General features: G+C 61.6%; 16 protein-coding genes. 5 read left to right on the top strand and 11 right to left on the bottom strand.

What is annotated here, in order from left to right:
- On the top strand, nucleotides 1-182 hold a 182-nt coding region (locus tag GY791_02320), incomplete at its 5' end, for an IS256 family transposase (protein MCP4327259.1).
- A 360-nt stretch (nucleotides 183-542) separates the two neighbouring features.
- Here the strand turns inward: GY791_02320 and GY791_02315 are convergent.
- Together GY791_02315 and GY791_02310 are read right to left on the bottom strand one after the other, a co-directional pair.
- On the bottom strand, nucleotides 543-974 hold the full coding sequence (locus GY791_02315) for a thermonuclease family protein (GenBank protein ID MCP4327258.1): 432 nt from the start codon (nucleotides 972-974) through the stop codon (nucleotides 543-545).
- Nucleotides 975-1,176: 202 nt separating this feature from the next.
- On the bottom strand, nucleotides 1,177-2,703 hold the full coding sequence (locus GY791_02310; protein ID MCP4327257.1) for a hypothetical protein: 1,527 nt from the start codon (nucleotides 2,701-2,703) through the stop codon (nucleotides 1,177-1,179).
- Nucleotides 2,704-3,375: 672 nt separating this feature from the next.
- Here GY791_02310 and GY791_02305 point away from each other — a divergent pair.
- Complete coding sequence (locus GY791_02305) at nucleotides 3,376-3,894, top strand: hypothetical protein (protein MCP4327256.1); 519 nt, start codon at nucleotides 3,376-3,378, stop codon at nucleotides 3,892-3,894.
- An 89-nt stretch (nucleotides 3,895-3,983) separates the two neighbouring features.
- On the opposite strand, the gene GY791_02300 is transcribed toward GY791_02305, so the two are convergent.
- A complete protein-coding gene (locus tag GY791_02300) occupies nucleotides 3,984-4,787 on the bottom strand; it encodes a class I SAM-dependent methyltransferase (protein MCP4327255.1) in 804 nt (267 codons plus the stop codon).
- A gap of 81 nt (nucleotides 4,788-4,868) precedes the next feature.
- A complete protein-coding gene (locus tag GY791_02295; GenBank protein ID MCP4327254.1) occupies nucleotides 4,869-5,399 on the bottom strand; it encodes a superoxide dismutase family protein in 531 nt (176 codons plus the stop codon).
- Between the two features lie 209 nt (nucleotides 5,400-5,608).
- Between GY791_02295 and GY791_02290 the strand changes: the two genes are divergently transcribed.
- Nucleotides 5,609-5,887, top strand: a complete 279-nt coding sequence (locus tag GY791_02290) for a hypothetical protein (GenBank protein MCP4327253.1) — start codon at nucleotides 5,609-5,611, stop codon at nucleotides 5,885-5,887.
- A 71-nt stretch (nucleotides 5,888-5,958) separates the two neighbouring features.
- On the opposite strand, the gene GY791_02285 is transcribed toward GY791_02290, so the two are convergent.
- Nucleotides 5,959-6,894 carry a homocysteine S-methyltransferase family protein gene (locus GY791_02285; protein MCP4327252.1) on the bottom strand — a complete coding sequence of 312 codons (936 nt, stop codon included), beginning with the start codon at nucleotides 6,892-6,894 and terminating at the stop codon, nucleotides 5,959-5,961.
- 196 nt (nucleotides 6,895-7,090) lie between these two features.
- Here GY791_02285 and GY791_02280 point away from each other — a divergent pair, with 196 nt between their 5' ends.
- Entirely contained in the window at nucleotides 7,091-8,635 is a 1,545-nt protein-coding gene (locus tag GY791_02280) for a long-chain fatty acid--CoA ligase (protein MCP4327251.1), read from the top strand.
- Nucleotides 8,636-8,871: 236 nt separating this feature from the next.
- On the opposite strand, the gene GY791_02275 is transcribed toward GY791_02280, so the two are convergent.
- Nucleotides 8,872-9,300 (bottom strand): hypothetical protein, encoded by a 429-nt coding sequence (locus tag GY791_02275; GenBank protein ID MCP4327250.1) that lies wholly within the window; start codon nucleotides 9,298-9,300, stop codon nucleotides 8,872-8,874.
- A complete protein-coding gene (locus GY791_02270; protein ID MCP4327249.1) occupies nucleotides 9,297-10,190 on the bottom strand; it encodes a DMT family transporter in 894 nt (297 codons plus the stop codon). The genes GY791_02275 and GY791_02270 overlap by 4 nt, the downstream gene beginning before the upstream one ends.
- A 106-nt stretch (nucleotides 10,191-10,296) precedes the next feature.
- Between GY791_02270 and GY791_02265 the strand changes: the two genes are divergently transcribed.
- On the top strand, nucleotides 10,297-11,175 hold the full coding sequence (locus GY791_02265; protein ID MCP4327248.1) for a LysR family transcriptional regulator: 879 nt from the start codon (nucleotides 10,297-10,299) through the stop codon (nucleotides 11,173-11,175).
- A 4-nt stretch (nucleotides 11,176-11,179) separates the two neighbouring features.
- Here GY791_02265 and GY791_02260 read toward each other — a convergent pair whose 3' ends face one another.
- The 4 genes from GY791_02260 to GY791_02245 all read right to left on the bottom strand — a co-directional run.
- Nucleotides 11,180-12,970: an acyl-CoA dehydrogenase gene (locus GY791_02260; protein MCP4327247.1), complete on the bottom strand. Its 1,791-nt coding sequence runs from the start codon at nucleotides 12,968-12,970 to the stop codon at nucleotides 11,180-11,182.
- A gap of 27 nt (nucleotides 12,971-12,997) precedes the next feature.
- Nucleotides 12,998-14,437 carry an FAD-binding oxidoreductase gene (locus tag GY791_02255; protein MCP4327246.1) on the bottom strand — a complete coding sequence of 480 codons (1,440 nt, stop codon included), beginning with the start codon at nucleotides 14,435-14,437 and terminating at the stop codon, nucleotides 12,998-13,000.
- Between the two features lie 119 nt (nucleotides 14,438-14,556).
- On the bottom strand, nucleotides 14,557-15,570 hold the full coding sequence (locus GY791_02250; GenBank protein ID MCP4327245.1) for a threonylcarbamoyl-AMP synthase: 1,014 nt from the start codon (nucleotides 15,568-15,570) through the stop codon (nucleotides 14,557-14,559).
- Between the two features lie 175 nt (nucleotides 15,571-15,745).
- The coding region (locus tag GY791_02245) for a type I secretion C-terminal target domain-containing protein (GenBank protein ID MCP4327244.1) at nucleotides 15,746-18,208 on the bottom strand (2,463 nt) is incomplete at its 5' end.

Raw genomic sequence — 18,208 nt, 5'->3', positions numbered from 1 at the left:
GGCTCAGGACCACCAAGACCAAGGGCTGCCTCAGTCGCAAGACCGCGCTCGCCATGGTCTTCAAACTGCTGTTGAGCGCCAGGAAGAAATGGCGCAGGCTCGATGGATCAAACCACCTCGACGAGGTCATCCAAGGAGTGACATTCAAGGACGGTATCAAGCAAATCCAAACCGCCGCCTGACCACGCCGTCACCAACTTTCGGGCATAGCTCGCAATCGCAGGACAATCATTCAACGAGATCCTCCCGTGGGGCCAGCAACGACGCGTGACAGAAAATGTTAGCCGAAAACATTAGCACTCGCGATTGTTGAGCACGATCTACTCCGATGTCTCAGTTGGATTCGTAACCTCTGTCAATTGCTCGATTGCAAGCTCTACGTGCTCAAGCGCCGGCTTTACATGCCGGCGGCAATTGGGCGGGACAGATTCGAGAAAACGGTTGGCTTCGTGAAGCTGGGCGCGGGCAGCGGCAATTATGTCCATGTGACATACCCCTTGTGTCTCCCCATCATCGGCAATAGCCCGGAAAGGGCAGACGTTTTAAGCTGGGATTTCTAGCTCTTCGTATCTGCCGCCAGAAAATCTAGGACAATCACGCGCCAATCCTGCAGCGATAGTCAACGCGCCAATATCCTCACCATCGGGGAAGCAGTTGCCGATGTAACGGTCATAGCTGCGCTCGCCGGTAAGCTCGCAACGCACTTCCTTGCCGCTCACCAGATCCACCATGAAATACTTTGATTCGCGGCCGTATCGTTCTTTGAGCTCCGGCGCAGCCACGCCCTCAAATCGGATTGGAACGCCGTCTACCTCGATCGTGTCGCCGTCGCGGACGTGCGTGACCGTGCCCGTGATAACGTCCGTGTCCCAAAGGAATCCTTCGCTTCCATAATTATTCCAAATCAGGATTCCGATCAGGGCAGAGATGCCGGCCCAAACGAAGAGAAATGACGCGGGGGAGCCGGCGAACATTCGCTTGGGCTTCGAGTCCCGTTGAGAATTTTTCCTGCGCCAGCGGCTCGGCTTTGGCGTTGCCCCCGATACTAGCCGAAGATGTTTTTTGCGCCTGCCACGCAATTTCATCGATGGCCCCCATAGAAGGCCTTGGCGGCCTGATGCAGCAAGTGGCTGATTGATCGACAGTCGGCGAACGAAAGCATGACAAAACCACCGGTCATCGATTTTCAAGCGCCCAAGATTTCAAAGCATCGGCGACGCGGGGCGTCGTACCGAAACGGCCCTGCAATATATTTACGAGCTGAGGCCTCGAAATCCGTAATTCCCGAGCCAAGTCGGCACCAAGCACACGCCGACCCCGCATCTCGTCACGCAAGAACCGCCGCACATCTAACGGAGCAATTCCCGAAGACCACGACCCAAGATGCTTGGGGACGGGACGCCCACCGAAGAGATCGGAACCACCGACAGACACCACCACAACCAACCCCGGGGCCATATGTGGGACGGATTCGTAATTAGTCATTGAAATCACAGGGTTTTCCGAACCAATCTGGTCATGCCATGCGGCCTCCATTTCCTCCCTCAAATAACCGGCGTACCGCTCATCGGTTATGAAGCTGTCGTGAATCGGCAAGACAACCACTCCGCGACGTCGCATTGACCGCAAGATCGATGTAACCAACTCTGAGTCCTCTCTCATCAGGAGAATGCCCTGGTCCTTATGGAAGCGGTATGCAACGGGTGCATGACGGCGCATTATGTCCGCGATGAGTTTCCGCGCTCGCGCATGTGCCCCAGGCCCTGTCAGAGCGACGGAACCGTCTCGGTGGTCGCAAATCACCGCAACCGCCTCGTATTCGTTACGAGCGTTGATTAGCGCCATCACCGCTCGTTTCACCAAATCCCTTGGCCAATCTCCGATCAAGTAGGGATCTTCGCCTCCCAGCGTCACGCCCGCTAGGGCATAGAGCATCCGAAGGTGCTGCGCGCCATAGTCAAGCTCGACTGTGGACTCGCCGTTAATTGTCAAACACTGCCTCAGCGTTCTAGGTACCCCTTGCCACCACGGGCCATAAAGTCGTCCGTGAAAGGCGAAAGAACGGCGGCTGAAAATCCGGTGCATCAAATCGACAGCCTGATTCAGCCTTGCATCTCCAACGCGCAGTAAAGGACCTGCACGGGATGCATCTCCCACCGGTAGGTCTATGTCAGCGGACCGAAGGGTCTCGTTGATTGCACGCATCTCACGCCGCATGGCTTCGGAACGACGCGTGTCGTCATAGTCGATTAGGCTACCGTCAGAATCCTTCAGACGGATCACCTCACCAGGATTATAGATCACTGTCGGTGCTCTACCCGGTGGGACGACCAGGCCGGGTCGAGCGGCCTCCAACAGCTGCGATGTCGCGCGAAGACGAGATTGTTGGCCGCGAGACCCCGGGACCGCAACTTGGCTATGAAGCAACCCTATGCCTGCCAGTTCATCAATGGCAGAGGGAACCGTCACTCGGGTGAAGGCTGACCCTCTGTAACGCTTTCCCTTGGCCCACCAATCATTGCGGCGGGAATAACTGATCCAACGATCCGGCTCGCCGATCCCGGTCAGGGCTGCATCAAGAATAATGGCGCGACGTGCCGCATCATGATTGCGGGAACGGGGTTCGGGCAAATCGAGATCGTCTATCCAAGTCTCGTCAACTGCCCGCCAGTGGAACGACAGCGGTTTGTCGCGCCCGATCATCGGTATCCCGGCCCATAAGGCGGGTGAACCTCTGGGAGGCGATCGACAACCGCCTCGATGTCTGGATCAAGGTCGCCGACGAGACGCCGTATCTCGCGTTTTGGAACGGTCCGTGTGGTACAGAAGGAGCGTCCTCGCCAACCAGACGTCTTGGTCGTCCTGCGGCCCTTGGGGACCGCTAGGATCCATTGCAGCGGGTCAAATTCGAAGCGCCATCTGTCGGATAGCCGGATCGGAAATGTCAGATGCGATCCGGCTACCGGTGATGTTCCCGAACTCTGAGCGACGCCGTGGTGGGACAGTCGCTTCGGAAAACTATGGGAAACTATGGGACTGCAGGCTGTCCCACTCTTGTCTAAACTTTTGAAACTATTGCATTCTGGCGCCCTGTCCCTGGGCACCATTTTCTACCTGCATTAACCGGTTCGCATTTCCAATCCCCGTGCCCTGTGTCGGTTCGTGTGCCGACCGCAGGTCTGATCGGCAACGCTGGCAATAATTATCATCGCTGAACATCACGGTCGTGGACGATCCGTCACGATTGACAGCGAAACTTTCAACGTCATCCGAGGTATTTCAGTTTCGCGATAAGTCCGGTCATTTTCACCGGACGTAGGAGGCATGAATTCCGCTCGCTCCGCAGATTAGTCTCTTGGCAGAGGGAGAAAGACATTGGCATGCCGGCTTGCTTCCACACTTGCTGCCGATGTGATCAGGGACCCGGTGCAAGGAAATGAGCGGCTGAGCGAGGAGAACATTATGCTGAGATTTATTTTTGTTTCCGTCGTCGTCCTGGTCGCGCAGGTGACCCAATCGTTTGCTTCGGAGGGTCCGGATTTGACGGTGACTTGGATGGTGAAGGTTGAAGGAGTCAAACTGCAAAAGAGTTTGGGATCTGCGCCCCAAGACATCGATGCCGGACCACAAAAGACAGGGGCGTTCGAATTCGACTTGACGGTCATTATAGATCGTCAAGAGGGCCACGGCTTTTCCGGAATGAAGACATCGGCGAGAACATCTGAGCCAATTTCTGGGGTGTTGGACTTTGATAACACTCGTGTGTTCATGGTCGACAATGATGGAACAACAACCTGCACCTTGGTGTCGCCGGTTGAGATGAACTGCGTTTATCTTGAGGTCAACGCGGTTAACTCGATCGCCGCGCGCTCCGTATATATCCGCCAGGATTAGCGCGGCGGCACCTGTGCGTCGAGCGGCGCTCTAGAGTCAGCGCCCGCTGGGACGTCACCCGGGTAGAATGTCCCGCACACCGACTGGGATTAGTCCGCTACCTTGCTGCCGCCAACAGCCCCGGATACGGAAAGGACATAAACAACCCACGGTGGTATCTGTCGTTCACTTATCCAAGGGCCCGGGTCGTCGTCATGGGCAAGCGGCCGGTGAATTTCCAGAGGTTGTAGACCCACCGCTTCGAAATTACGCCGATAGTCTTCGTCTTTCCACAAGATGTCGATGACTGGCTGGACCATGTGATCGCGATAGTAGGCCGGCACGGGATCGCCGCTTTTGGCATTCGCATTCTCGGGAAAGGCCGCCATTGAGAAAGACACCCACTCGTGCAGGTAAAGGGCTTCGGTGGGTTCGATGACAATGAGGCGGCCATTGGGCGCTAGCAAATTCCTCAATTCGGTCAGTATTGCCTGTATCTCGATCGACGTCGTCGCGCTGGCCAAGGGAAAAGCGCTGAGGATGAGATCGAAGGAACGGCCCGACAGGCAGCTGAGATCTGCGTCGCCGACAAGCAAATATTCTCCTTCGGGGTCATGCCGCAATGCATTTGTCAACATGGCCTGAGATATGTCGACACCGATTGTGTCAAACCCGAGCGACTTCAAAAATCGGGTTGAACGACCACATCCACAGGCAAAATCGAGGGCCGACTTGCCCGTTACAAGGCGGGCGACGATGTCTGGTAGGTCCCGAAAAGCGAGTAGGTAGGTCCCGGCATACTCCAGGCCGTCATAGAAATCGGCGATATCACTATCGCCATAGGTATCGGCTCCGAGCACCGTCAAGTTCTTTGTCAAGCGCACCTCTATCTCGACGTCTTTTGGTCGTGCCAATCACGCAATAGAAAAACCGCGTAACCCGTCTCGACGAAGACCGGCCCGACGGCGCCGATCCCTCTCGCTCCAGACTACGGCCTACTGCCCGACCACGCCGCAGGCGACGCGGGAACCGCCACCGCCGAGCGGTTTCGGAATGTCCGAATAATTGTCGCCGCCGGAATGAATGACGATGGCGCGGCCGACCAGATCGGCGGTGGTCAGGCGCGGCGCCCGCATCACCCGGCTCGCGGTGCCGTCGGCACCGACATAGAGCACCGGCAAGTCGCCGAGATGCCCGTCCCGGTTGGGGCCGAGATGGGCGCCGGTCTGCTGCGGGTCGAAATGGCTCCCGGCCGCCCCGCCGGGCACTATCGTGCCGTCGCCCTTTTCGGCGACCCCGCAGTCCGGGTTCTGATGCACGTGCGTGCCGTGCTGGCCTTCGCTCAGACCGCGCAAATTGGGCACGATCCGCAGGCCGTTGACGGTATCCTGGAAATTCAAGAACCCGACGATATCGCCGACGCCGCCTTGGTTGACTTCGTACATGGTCACGAAAACCGTCGCCGCCGGCGCCGATTGCGGCGCCAGCATGACGCCCAGAGCGAGAGCTGCTAACATCCTCTTCATCGTATTCTCCCCGAAATCAAAAATCGGCCCGTTTGTTCGTCCGAGCCCTTGATACCCCATGATTTGCCTTCCATCGCCGAAGGTCAAAAGGAATCGCCCCGCCCGGCGCGGCGCCGCGGCGATCGTCGTTTCACATTGTCGCGAGGCGGCCTTCAATTTGGCCGGTTTGGCCCCACCTATCGGAAACAGCAACGACACAGGAGTCGGTCATGTATCGGATTATCCCCATGGTCGTGATGACGGGCCTCCTCGCCGCCTGCGGCACCTACGCGCCGCCGGGCAGCACCGCCGAATTCGGCGGCGGATATACCAACGGCTGCCAGAACGGTTACGAGGACGGGGGCCGGACGAACCATTGGGCGGTGTCGCGCGACGAGCTGCTGTACGGGGCCAACGCCGAGTACAAGGAAGGCTGGGACGCCGGCTACGCCGAGTGTTTCGATCGCGCGATCTCGAACCCCTATGGCGAGGGCGGCGCGCGGCCGTAGCGGGACTTACCGCGACGGCCGCGCCGGGTCAGCAGTATCGTCGTGAGAGGCCGCCGTCGTTTCGGGTGAAATCACGCCATCCCATCGCGTGACAGATGGGACATCGCCGCGATGTGCTCCGGTGACAAGCCGCAGCAACCGCCGACGATCTGCGTGCCCTGGTCGACCCATTCAGCCGCGTAGGCGGCGAAATCGGCGGGCGTGATGATATGCTCGAATTGCCAGTCGGGCATTTTGAAAAAACCCGAATCGGGATAAGCCATCAGCGGACCGTTGAACCGCCGGCTCAGGATCTGATTTGCCTCGGCGACAATATTCGACGGGCAATGCATAACGCCGGCCGCATCGAGCTCGGCCTCTGCGACGATTCGAGCGAAGTCGTCGAACGGCGTATCGTCGTGGGGCGAGAATCCGAGGATGGCGCCGTTGTCGCCGCGCCGCGCGGAAAGCCCAGCCCACACCGGCAGCGACGTCGTTCGTGCCGCCGCCAGCGCGGCCTCGATACGATCGGGAACGTACATCATTTCCAGAATGATCAGCTCACAACCGGACCCGGACAGGATCCCCGCCAGCTCTTCGAAAGCGTCAGCCATCCGGGCCCGGTCGGGCACGGCGCTCGGATCGTAGTCGTCGGTGCCGGCGATGACCGGGACCATGTGGGACAGCGACCCCGCCACGGCGACATGGCCCGCGTTCGCTTTCTCTCGCGCCGACAAGGCGGTCTCGACCGCAATCCGGTTGATCTCGGCAACCCGATCGCCGCAGCCCGCCGCTTCCAGCATGATCCGCGACGACGCGAACGTATTGGCGGTAATGATTTCGGCGCCGGCCGAGATGTAATCGAGATGGACCGCTTCGAGCATCGCGGTATGGGTCAACGTGGCGATACCGCACCACGCGTCATGGTTCATCGGCGCCCCCCGGCGCTGCAACTCGGTGCCGATGCCGCCGTCGAGAATCGCCACCCCGCCGCGATCGAGACGTTGCTTGAGTATTGCGTAGGTCATGCCTGTCGCCTCCCGGTCAGCGGCATGACTACACGATTGTACCGGGATCGGAAAGCAGCCGATTGATCGGTTTCTGAACGGCGCCGAGCGTACCGCGGAGCACCTGGTCCGGCGTGCATGGCGTCGCCGCCGCTTGCTTCGACACGGCGCATGACTAGACTCTCCCGATAATGTCAGCGCAAAACGCGGAAGCCGCATGAACATTGCAGAACTCTTGCACCGAACGGCGCGCCGATCGCCCGAGCGACCGGCCTTGGCACTGGGTCGGACGGTGCTGGCCAATTACGGCGAGTATGGTGCGCATGTCGCCGCCCTGGCCTATGCGCTGCGCCATAAATTCAGCCTCGATCCGGGCGATCGGGTGGCCCTGGTTATGGCCAACTGCCCGCAATACCTGGAGGTCATGTTCGCGGCCTGGCATGCCGGCCTGGTCGCCGTGCCGATCAATGCCAAGCTTCATCCGCGCGAATTCGAATACATCCTCGATCATTCCGGCGCACGCCTCTGTTTCGTTACCGCCAAGTTGGCAGACGCGATTTCGCCGCTGGTGGAGACGGTCGCCGGCTTGGAGGCGATGGTATCGGTCGACGATTCCGAATACCGGCAATTCGTGGCCGGCGAAACCGTAACGACGGCCGCGGTGGCCCCCGATGACGCGGCCTGGCTGTTCTATACCAGCGGGACCACCGGGCGGCCGAAGGGCGCGATCCTGAGCCATCGCAACCTCCATATGATGACGTTGAGCTATTTGGCCGATCTCGACCGCATCGCCGACCGGGACGCCATCATTCACGCCGCCCCCAAGTCGCACGGGTCGGGGATCTACAGCCTGCCCCATGTCGCCCGGGGTGCGGTTCAAGTGGCACCGGAGAGCGGCGGTTTCGAACCCGCCGAGATCGTCGACCTCATCGACGGGTACCCGGGCGCGACATTCTTCTTCGCCCCGACGATGGTCGTTCGATTGATGAACAGCGCCGTCGCCGCGAACGCGGATTTCGCCAATCTCAAATCGATCATCTATGGCGGCGGTCCGATGTACGCGGCCGATACGGTGAAGGCGCTCGCGTGCTTCGGGCCCAAGCTGATCCAGATCTATGGCCAGGGCGAATCACCGATGACGATCACCTATTTGTCGCTCGAGGCGCATCTCGACCGCGACCACCCGCGATACATGCATCGTTTGGCCTCGGTCGGCGTCGAGCGCACCGACGTCGAGGTCCGTGTCGTTGATCCCGAGGACCGCCCGCTGCCGCCTGACGAGGTCGGCGAGATCATCGTCCGTGGCGATGTGGTGATGAAAGGATACTGGCGAAATCCCGAGGCGACCCGGAACGCGCTGCGTGACGGCTGGCTATATACCGGCGACATGGGGTCGTTCGATGGGGACGGCTTCCTGACCCTCAAGGACCGCTCGAAGGATGTCATCATTTCCGGCGGCTCGAACATCTACCCGCGCGAGGTCGAGGAGGCGCTGCTGCTGCACCCGGGCGTGCTCGAAGCCTCCGTCGTCGGCCGGCCCCATCCGGAATGGGGCGAGGATGTCGTCGCCTTCGTCGTTGCGCGGCCGGGCGAGGAGGTGACAGAGGCGGCGCTCGACCGGCTCTGCCTCGACAATATCGCGCGTTTCAAGCGACCGAAGTCCTACCGCTTCGTCGACGACCTGCCGAAGAACAATTACGGCAAGGTCGTCAAGACCGAGCTGCGCAAGCACCTGGAGCCGGCCGGTGAAGATGGTGGGTGAAAGAAAAGGGCGGCCGCGAATTTCGCGGCCGCCCATCAGATTTAGAGCGTAGGGAGTATGGAAGCTGACTGTGACTTTCTCACAGTCCTGCCGCCTTGAATGTGACGGAACGCACACTAAAGCAAAAAAATACAAAAATTTTCTTACCCAATATATTTATCTAAAACATGAATTATTATATCACAATCCATTGTATCTAATTGATAAAATGTTCATTGTTAATTCGGACCTCCATTTTACCGTCCGCGAAACTCGATGCGCGCCGGCGTCCAATGATCACGCCGCCGGCTGCGACGCGTGCTCTCGGTCTCCGCGTCGAACGCGACCGGTCGTGGCGGTTGCGTGAAGCGGCCGGGATCGGCGAAGGCATTGATATTCAGCGTCGCATAGGCACCGTGGTCGTCCGTCATGATGGCGCCCAGGTAAACGCCGCAACGGCCGCAGGTGAGAAACTCGGCGGTACGGAGCGCGAAGGCGTAGCGCCGCAAGGACGGCCTGTCGTGGACGATAAACAGCGCCTCGCCATTGGGGTCGGAAACGGCCCGTGCGTTGTGCTTTCGGCAGAACGTGCATTGGCAGGCGCGAATGTCCGCCCGTGATGGATCGATGGACGTCGAATAACGGATCTCGATCGCGCCGCAATGGCAGCCGCCCGGTATCGTCATGACAAAGCCCTCCCGCGCCGCGGCAATAATTTCCAGTCCAGTCTGACGGCGATCGTCGCCACGGCAATGATTGCGACGCCTACCCATTGCAGGAATCCCAGTCGATGATCATAGACCACACCGTCGAGGATGACCGCGACGACAGGAAAGACGAACGACAGGATCGCGATCAGCGGCATCGATAGTCTCTGAAACGCCGCGTAGAGCAGCGCATACATGAGCCCGGTATGAACGATGCCGAGCGTGACCAGATAGGGCCAATGACCACCAGACGCCGGCACCTCCCAGGGCCTGGCGATCGGCAATAGCAGCACGGCGCCCAGGGCCACCTGCAGGAACGCGATCAATTCCGGCGCCAGTCCCGGCAGCCATTTGGCGAAGACGATGGTGCACGAATAGAGCGCCGTCGCCAGCAGCGCGAGGGCTATGCCGAGGGGGTAGTCGCCGGCGTACCCGACCGGCAGCCCGATGACCATGACCAGGCCGGCAAAGGCGGCCACGGTCCACATCATCTTGCGTCGCTGTACCGATTCGCCGAACGCAAGCATTCCCAGGAACAGGATGATGAACGGATTGACGTGATAGACGATGGTGGCGATCGAGATCGACGTCAGCCGGAAGGCCTCGAACAACAACACCCAGTTGGACACCAGGAACACGCCGCCGAGGGCGACCAGCGCCACGGTTCGTGGCCGCGTCCCCCGTATCTTGAACGAGCCCTGAAACAGGCAATAGAGGCCCAACGCGGCGGCACCGAACAGACAGCGGTAGAACACCACGACGAGGGGCGGGAGGCCGGATTCGACGACGAAAATACCGATGGTACCGGCGATCGTCATCGCCACAACCATCTCTATCGTGCCGCGGGCCGTATCGGATGTATTGCCCATGCCGCATCCATCGCCGTTGTTCGATTCGACGCTTGACAATAGAGCCGCACAAGTTATCATGAAAACAAATTTATCTGATCGATATAATCTAAAAATGAGATTTTTGATGACTCGCGATCTGGATCTCGACCTGTTGCGCGGATTCCTTGCCGTGGTCGATACCGGCGGATTCACCAAGGCCGCACGGCACCTCAACCGTGTTCAGTCGGCGGTCAGTACGCAAGTCCGCAAATTGGAAGAGATCACCGGCACGGTCCTGCTCGAACGCGGGCGCGGGCGATCGGTCGGCCTGACCGACGCCGGCGAGACCTTGGCGGGGCATGCGCGGCGCATGCTCGCCCTCAATGACGAGGCGCTGGCACGCTTCGGGCGCGGCGGTGTCTCCGGCGCCGTTCGTATCGGCACCACCGACACCTATGCCTACAACTACTTGCCGCGCGTGCTCTCGCTCTACGCCCAAAACAATCCTCGGGTCGAGCTCGAGGTTCATTGCAAGAGCAGCCGATTGCTGTTGCGTGCGCTCGATCGCGGCGAAATCGATTTCGCCTTGGTCACCCGACAACCGGAGCGCCACGACGGCGATATTGTACGGCGCGAGTCCTTGGTTTGGGCGATGGCTCGCGGTTATCGGATCGACCAGCAGGATCCGCTGCCGCTGGCCTTTATGCCGCGAGGATGTGCGTTCCGCGCCGCCGGTCTTGCCGCGCTCGACGGCGCCGGCCTGGCTTGGCGCCTGGCGTTCCGTAGCGAAGGGCCGGCCGGCGTCCTGGCCGGCGTGCGCGCCGGTATGGCGATGACCGTATTGCCGCGGAGTACGCTCGATGGTGGCTTGATGGTTGCGGACGCGGATTCGAACTTGCCGCAATTGGGCACGATCGACATCGCGGTCCACCGCCGCGCCGGCGCCGAATCGCCCGCCGCCGCCAAATTGATCGACGCGATTATTGCCGATCTGTCGGCGTTGCCGTCAGGCAACGAGGCCTAGCGCTCTAGAATTGCTCGTCGGCGAGGGCCATCACCGACCCGCCGCCGGTATCCACGATCGCCGCCAGGCTTGTCGTGTGCGGCAGCACGTATTCCGCATAATACCGCGCGGTTATCAGCTTGCCTTCGAGAAAGGCGCCGTCGCCGTTGGCCGCACCCAATGTGCGTTGAGCGGTCTCGGCCATGCGGCCCATCATCCAGCCGCCGGCAACGATGCCGAACAGTCTTAGAAACGGTACCGCGCCGGCCGCTGCGCGATTGGGGTCGGCCGAGAAAGTCTCGAGGACCGAGGTCACGGCCCGATCGAGATCGCCGACCGCGGTCGAGAGGCGCGTTCCCAAGGCGGATAGGTTGGCATCGGCGGAGGTCGCGAGGGTGTCGGCAAGCGACGTGACGCGCCCGAGGAAATGACGGGCCGCGTCGCCGCCGTCGCGGACGACCTTGCGGCCGAGCAGGTCGTTGGCCTGAATGCCGTTGGTGCCCTCGTAGATCGGACCAATGCGGATGTCGCGATAATGCTGGGCGGCGCCGGTTTCTTCGATAAAGCCCATGCCGCCGTGAATTTGGATGTTGGTCGAGGCCAGTTCGACGCCGAGATCGGTGAACCATGCCTTGACGATTGGGATCATGAGATCGACGAAGGATTGGGCCTCGCGGCGCTGTTCCGGATCGGGGTGGCGGTTGGCGCGATCGAGCGCCGCCGCGACCTCATAGGCCAGACCGCGCATGGCCTCGACATGGGCCTTCATGTCCATCAGCATGCGGCGTACGTCGGGATGATGGATGATCGTCACCGGCGTCGCGCTGGACCCGTCGACCGGCCGGCTTTGGACCCGTTCGCGGCCATAGGCCAATGCCTGCTGGTACGCGGATTCGCTGATCGCCAGGCCCTGTAAACCGACACCCAGGCGCTCGGTGTTCATCATCGTGAACATGTACTCGAGGCCGCGGCCTTCTTCGCCGATCAGGTAGCCGATCGCGCCGCCGTCGTCGCCGTAGGACATGACCGCCGTCGGGCTCGCGGCGATGCCGAGCTTGTGTTCGAGCGAGATGCATCGGAGGTCATTGCGGTCTCTCAGCTCTCCGTCCGGGCCGACGAGGAATTTGGGTACGATGAAGAGCGATATACCTTTGGTGCCGGCAGGTGCGTCGGGGGTCCGCGCCAGCACCATATGGATCACGTTCTCGGCCATGTCATGATCGCCATAGGTGATGAAAATCTTCTGGCCACTGATCAGATAGTGGTCGCCATTCGGAACCGCACGGGTCTTCAACGTGCCGAGATCGGTGCCCGACTGCGGCTCGGTCAGGTTCATCGTACCGGTCCACTCGCCGGAGACCATCTTGTGCAGGTAGATGGCCTTTTGCGGCTCCGACCCGTGCGCGGACAGCAACTCGGTCGCGCCGTGATTGAGAAGCGGGCACAGGCTGAATGCCATGTTGGCGGAATTCCACATTTCCGCTACGGGGATCGCGACCAGCCACGGTAAATCCTGGCCGCCATAATCGGGCGAGAATGGGACACCGTTCCAGCCGCCGTCGACGAACTGGCGGTAGGCGTCCTTGAAACCCTCCGGCGTGCGCACCACACCGTTCTCGAGGCGCGAGCCCTGCGTGTCGCCGGTCCGGTTGAGCGGTGCCAGCACGCCGCTCGAGAACTTGGCTGCTTCGTCGAGAATGGCGTCGACCAGATCGCCGCTCACCTCTTCGCATCCCGGCAGTTCGGCGACCCGCGACAGGCCGACGACGTCGTGGATGACGAATTTCATGTCCCTGATCGGTGCGCTGTAGGTCATGGCGTATTCCTGTCGTCCCGCGGTGTGCTAGAGGACCTTGTCCGGGTTGAGAATGTTGTTGGGATCCAAAAGTCCCTTCACCTTGGCCATCAAGTCAAGTTTCTCCGGCACGGCATAGTGCCGCAGTTCGGCACGCTTGAGTTGCCCGATGCCGTGTTCGGCGCTGATACTGCCGTCCATGTCGCGGACGATGTCGTGGACGATGCGATTGAAGCGGGCCCATTGGGCGAGGAAACCGGCCTTGTCCATGCCTTCCGGCTGGTTGACGTTGAAATGAATGTTGCCGTCGCCGACATGGCCGAACGGGATCGGGCGGCATCCCGGCATCTCGGCAAGGCAGGCGGCGGTGGCGGTGGCGATGAAGTCAGCCACCCGCGACACCGGCACCGAGACGTCGTGCTTGATGCTGCCGCCATCCATTTTTTGCCCTTCCGGCACGGCGTCGCGCAGGTGCCACAGGGCCCGCGCCTGGGTGTCGCTCTGGGCGATGGTGCCGTCGAGGATCAGCCCGTCGTCGATCGCCGCGGCGAGCAAACTTTCAGCCAACCGTTGGACGCCGCCGCCGTCGGCGGCCGAAGACAGTTCGACCAGCACGCAATGTTCGTAGGAACGCTCCAGCGGGTCGATCGTGGCGGGAACGTATTTCATCGCGATATCGATTCCGACGCGCGACAGATACTCGAAGGTGCTGACCGCGTCGCCGCTTGCCGAACGCATCCGGGCCAGCAATTCGATCACGCCGGGCAGATCGCGGACGGCGACGAACGCGGTGACCATTTCGCGCGGCTTCGGGTAGAGCTTCAGCACCGCCGCCGTAATGACGCCGAGCGTGCCCTCGGCGCCGATGAACAAGTGCTTCAGGTCGTACCCGGTATTGTCCTTGCGCAACTTGTTGAGCCCGTTCCAGACCGTCCCGTCGGCAAGGACAACCTCGAGACCCAGCGCGAGGTCGCGCGCATTGCCGTAACGCACCACATTGGTGCCGCCGGCATTGGTCGACAAATTGCCGCCGATCTCGCAGCTGCCCTCGGCGCCGAGGCTGAGCGGGAAGTATCGATCGGCATCGTCGGCGGCGCGTTGGATATCGGCCAGGATGCAGCCGGCCTCCGCGGTGAGCGTAAAGTTGTGCGCGTCGAGTTCGCGAATGCGGTCGAGGCGCGACAGATTGAGGATGATCTCGCAACCGTCGCCATGGGGCACGCCGCCGCCGACCAGGCCCGTGTTGCCGCCCTGGGGCACGATCGCCTGGCCGGCGTCGTTGCAGAGGGTCAGGATTTGCGAGACTTCCGACGTCGATGCCGGCTTGAGCATGACCGGCGTCCGCCCGACATAGAGGCCGCGCTGCTCGGTGAGATGGGGCGCCAGGGCGTCGGGGTCGGTCACCCATCCGGCCGGCCCGACAACGGCGTGGAGGCGCGCCGCGAGGCCTTCCGGCAGGTCTGTTTTGATCGCCGCACTGATCGCCATATTTTCAAGTTTCTCCAGCTACCACAGAGCTTTACAGAGAATAAGTAATCTCAAAAAATAAACCCGAGTACCGGCGCGAGCGATTGTCGCGCGATTCCCCGGGCGGTGCAAAGGTTGCGTTATGGCCGCTCCGTTACGCTCTCGGCGGCGCGGCGCAGCCGGTCGTTGATCGCCCGGCCCAGTCCACGCTCCGGGATCGCCATCACCGCGATGCCGGCGACCGGCGCCGCGTCGGCCGTATGAAGGTGGGCGAACAGGTTCGCCGCCGCTTCGGTCAGGTCGCCGCTGGCGCTGAGATTGACGGTCATCGCCGCACCGGCCGGCACCTCCTGTCCGAAGGCAATCAGCGCCTCGTCGGCGGCCGCGGTGGTCGCGTCGAGTCGGATCGGCTTGCCGGGCGCATAGTGACGAGCGAGTTGGCCCGGCGACCTGGGTGCCGCGGGATCTTCGGCGACCGAGTCCAGCGCTCCGGTTATCGTTTCGATCTCGGCGAGGTCGAGCCCGCCCGGGCGCAACAGCGCGGGCCGCGTGCCGCTCAGGTCGACGACGGTGGATTCGAGACCGACCGGACAGGCGCCGCCATCGAGGATCAGGTCGACGGCATCACCGAGGGAGCGGGCGACATGATCGGCGGTGGTCGGACTGAGGGCACCCGAGCGGTTGGCGCTCGGCGCAGCGATCGGACATCCGGCCGCGGCGAGCAAAGCCTGGGCGACCGGGTGCGCCGGGACCCGGACGGCCACCGTGTCGAGGCCGGCGCAGGCCAGCAGCGAAAACGGCGCGGTGGGCAAGCGCGGCAGCACCAGGGTCAGCGGCCCCGGCCAGAATTTCTCGACCAGGGCGCAGGCAATGGCGTTTATCTCCACCAGCCGGGCCGCCGCCGCGCGATCGGCGACATGAACGATCAACGGATTGAATCTCGGCCGGCCCTTGGCCGCGAACAGGCGCGCCACCGCACGGTCGTTGCCGGCGTCGGCGCCGAGACCATAGACGGTCTCGGTCGGGAAGGCGACCAACCCGCCGGCGCGGATCAGGCTCGCGCCCTCGGCGATCGCCGCCGGCGTCGCATCCATGCGGCGCGCCGCCGACAACGGGGCCGGGCGGGGCAGGGCATCTGACTTTGGGCTCGACATCTTGCCCGCAACCTAGGGCCGCGGGCGTACGCGTTCAAGGCGCCGGTACCCTTACCGTCTGCCCCCAAACGAAAAACGGGAGGCACGTCGCCGCGCCTCCCGCCTCGCACGCCCTTGGAACATCCCCCCTCAAACAAATCCCCAAGAACGAGTGCGTCTGTTCGCGTCGGTGCAATTAGTCGATAAGCAACTGCCCATTGTCCAACAGGAACTGTATTCGCTCGAGTTCGGTCATCGCTCCCAGATTGTCCCAGGCGGTGTCGGTGATCCCATCCAGGACAATTGTGAGCTGGGTATCGAAGCTCGAATCGTCGGCGGTGCCATTGAAGTCGACGTCGATCCTGGTTTCGCTCGCATCGGCGGTCAGGTTGAGGAAGACGCCCTCGAGCCCGTTTTCGTCCAAACCGTTTTCGCCGACCAGAAGATCCGCGAGATCGAGCACGTCGACCGGCGCGATGCCGTCGTCGAGGGTGAATCCGGTGAGTGTATCGATATCGTCCGTCGCATTCGGCACAAAGGTCTCGCTCAATCCGGTCCCACCGGTCAGGTTGATATTGTCACCGGTCACCGTGACTTCGTAGGCGCCGGATTGGCCATTGCCGGGATTGTTCTGATCCCGGGCCTCCGATTCACTGAGATTGAATCCACCAACCGCAAGTACATAATTGCCCGGCGCCAATTGGCCCTGCACGATGAACGGATCCAGATCTGGGCTGGTGCCGCTCGCACTGTCGTCGCTGTCCTGACCGTATTCGTCGACGCCCGTTGCCTCGGAAACCGCGTCGTCATCATTGAAGCTGATTAGGGGCTCCGCCGCTTCGACGTCACCGTCGTTGTCCGTGTCCTCGAACAGGAAGAATTCCATATCGAATGCGCTGCTCTTCCCATCGAAGGTGACCGCTGTCGTTTCGGTAACCTCGAAGTAGAAGTAATGGACAGCTCCCGCCGCCAGCGTGGCCGAGAGGACGGTTTCGTTCGCGCTCGGATTGGTGACCGCCGTGCCCGAATTGGTGAGCGTCGTCGTACCAGCCTCCCCGCGATGACCGGCGCGCCAGATGAAATGGTCCTCATAGTCGTTGGATCCGTTCAAGGTGTCGGATCCCTGGCCGCCGATCAGAATGTCGATCTCGCCGTCCCCACTGCCGAGGATCGCGTCGGCCGTGATCGTATCGTCGCCGGTGCCGCCGTCGAGCTCATCGGCGCCATCGCCGCCGACGATGGTGTCGTCGCCGCCCTGGCCAAAGACTTTGTCGTCGCCGGCACCGGCATCGATCATGTCTGCTTCGCCGCGCGGATCGTTGTCCAGGTGCAGTGTGGTGAGGTTGCTATTGATGAAGGTCACGACCTGATCGACCGTCGGGCTATCGGTATTGGGGTCACCGCCGTTGGCCACCACGACTTGGCGCAACAGCACCGCATAGCCGTCGCCCTCGACCGTGGACTGGGCCAGCCCGTCGGTGTTGATGACGTCGCCGAAGATGATGTCGTCGCCGTTGCCGCCGTTGAGCATATCCGCACCGACGGCTTCCTTGACGATGTCGCCGAGCTGGATCGACCGCTGGATGACAGAGCTCAGATCGTCAACATCGTCGATGACCAACGTTCCGCCGGTGTTGTCGATCAAGTCGGTGTCGGACGCGCCCGACAGCACGATATTTACGCCATGGGCGTTGACACCTAGCGCCGTCCACAGCCCCCGCCAGTGATCGAGACCTGGCAGTGCGTCGCCGGACTGATCCGGATCGTCGGTGTTTCGGAAAGTAGTTGTCTGCTCTGTCGGCTGACCGTCGGTGATGAATAGCAGCGTATTGTTGGCGAACCCGCCTGGGAGTTCGTCCAGCCGCTGGATATCGAACGGAGTGGTCGCGCCGTTGGCGGTGAGGAACTCGTCGAGTGCCGCGTTGAGCGCGTCTTGGTAGTCGGTGGCATTGTTCGGTTGAATGCCGCCCGGGTCGTCGGCGAGGTTGGTGTAGAAGGTCGAGAACGTCGTCTGGTCGAACTCATATTCGCCGCCGCCAATCGAAGTGAACAGATTGTTGAAATCCGTCATGTTGGCGATCGTCGACGTGTTGACTAGGATCGTGAATGGCGGCGGATCGCTCGCCCCGCCCGAGGATTCGACGTCGTTGTCGAACGGAATCACCGTGAACCGGACTTCGACGTTCTGCCCCGCCAGGTAGGCTTCGGCGGCATAGGTCGCGTAATCGTGGGATAGTTCGATCACCGCGTCTTTGGCGAGCTCGATCCGATTGCCCGTGTTCATGCTGCCGGATTTATCGAGCACGACAACGGTGAGTTGGTCCTCAAACGTCGTCGTGTCGGGGTTGCGGCTGGCGCCGCCGATGTCGCCAAGTAGGACGTCGTTACCGCTGCCGCCCTGAAGCTTGGGACTGTCTCCATCGACGCCGTCATACGGGGTTATCGTGCTTGTCGTTGCCGCCGGGTTGGTGATGTTGTCGTCATTGTCGCCGACCAGCAGCTTGTCCTCGGTGTCCACAACCGTCACCGTCACCAGGGCGCTGTCGGTCAGACCGGTGTCGTCGGTGATCGTGTAGGTGAAGGTGTCGGTGCCGTTGAAGTCGGCCGACGGCACATAGGTGAACGAGCCGTCGCTGGCGACATTGACCGAACCGCCCTC

It is taken from the genome of Alphaproteobacteria bacterium (assembly GCA_024244705.1).
Classification (GTDB): domain Bacteria; phylum Pseudomonadota; class Alphaproteobacteria; order JAAEOK01; family JAAEOK01; genus JAAEOK01.
The sequence above is the reverse complement of the archived record's forward strand: the minus strand, read 5'-3'. Positions and strand labels throughout refer to the sequence as shown.